2 protein-coding genes are annotated in these 1,299 nt (G+C 74.5%); both read left to right on the plus strand.

What is annotated here, in order from left to right; genetic code table 11:
* A partial coding sequence (locus HMPREF3086_RS00970; protein WP_305790920.1) for a UDP-N-acetylglucosamine--N-acetylmuramyl-(pentapeptide) pyrophosphoryl-undecaprenol N-acetylglucosamine transferase occupies positions 1–583 on the plus strand: 583 nt, incomplete at its 5' end.
* Between the two features lie 53 nt (positions 584–636).
* Positions 637–1,299, plus strand: a 663-nt coding sequence (locus HMPREF3086_RS00975; protein ID WP_246830837.1) for a Mur ligase domain-containing protein, incomplete at its 3' end; no start/stop codon positions are given.

The following is a 1,299-nucleotide window of genomic DNA, read 5'->3' on the forward strand; positions in this document are numbered from 1 at the left end:
GGCCCTGCGGTCGCGGGCCCGCGCGACCTTCGGGCTGGACCCCGACGGGCCCGTCCTGCTCGTCGTGGGCGGCTCCCAGGGCGCGCGGTCGCTCAACACCGCCATGGCGGCGGTCGCCGAGGAGTTCTCCCGGGCCGGCGTGGGCGTCCTGCACGCGGTCGGTCCTAAGAACCTCGACGACGCCCCGGTCGTACCGGCCGGCGGCGCGCCCTACGTGACCGTGCCCTACCTCGACCGCATGGACCTGGCGTACGCCGCCGCCGACCTCATCCTGTGCCGGTCGGGTGCCATCACCGTCGCCGAGGTGTCCGCCGTCGGGCTGCCGGCGGTGTTCGTCCCCCTGCCCCACGGCAACGGCGAGCAGGCCCTCAACGCCCGCGACCTCGTCGCCGGCGGCGCGGCCCTGCTCGTGGAGGACGCCGACCTCACGCCCGACCACCTCCGGTCTGAGGTCCTGCCTCTCGCGCTGGACCCCGACCGGCTCCAGATGATGTCCGAGGCCGCCGTCCGCGGCGGCTCCCGAGACGCGGCGGAGGTCGTGGCGCGCATCGCGCTGGACGCCGCCGGAAAGGCCCCGCGTTGACCTCCACCATCCCCGGCACCGACTCCGTGCCGACCACGCTCGAGCGCGTCCACATGATCGGGATCGGCGGCGCGGGCATGTCCGGCGTCGCGCGGATCCTGCTCGACCACGGCGTGGCGGTCTCCGGCAGCGACGCCCGCGACTCGGCCGACCTGCGCGCGCTGGCCGATCGCGGCGCCGTCGTGCGCGTCGGCCACCACGCCGACGCCCTCGAGGCCCTCGACTCGCCCCCGCAGATCGTCGTGGTGTCCAAGGCGGCGATCCCCGCCGACAACTCAGAACTCGTCGCGGCGCGGGCCGCGGGCATCCCGGTCGTCACCAGGTCGCAGGTGCTCGGGCACCTCGCCCGGGCGGGCCGCTCGATCATGGTGTGCGGTACCCACGGCAAGACCTCCACCACCTCGATGCTCATCGCGGGCATGCTCTCCGCCGGGTCCGACCCGTCCTTCGCGGTGGGCGGCACCGTCCTGCAGTTCGGGACCAACGCGCGCGGCGGCGCCGACCCCGTGTTCGTGGCCGAGGCCGACGAGTCCGACGGGTCCCTCGTGCACTACGAACCCGACGTCGTGATCCTCACCAACGCCGAACCCGACCACCTCGACCACTTCGGCACCGCCGAGGCGTACTACGAGGTCTTCGACACCTTCCTCGCCCGCATCCCCGATACCGGCGCGCTCGTGGTGTGCGTCGATGACGAGGGCGCGGCCGAGCGCGCG

Origin of the sequence: Dietzia sp. HMSC21D01 (assembly GCF_001815995.1) — a bacterium.
Taxonomy (GTDB): domain Bacteria; phylum Actinomycetota; class Actinomycetes; order Mycobacteriales; family Mycobacteriaceae; genus Dietzia; species Dietzia cinnamea.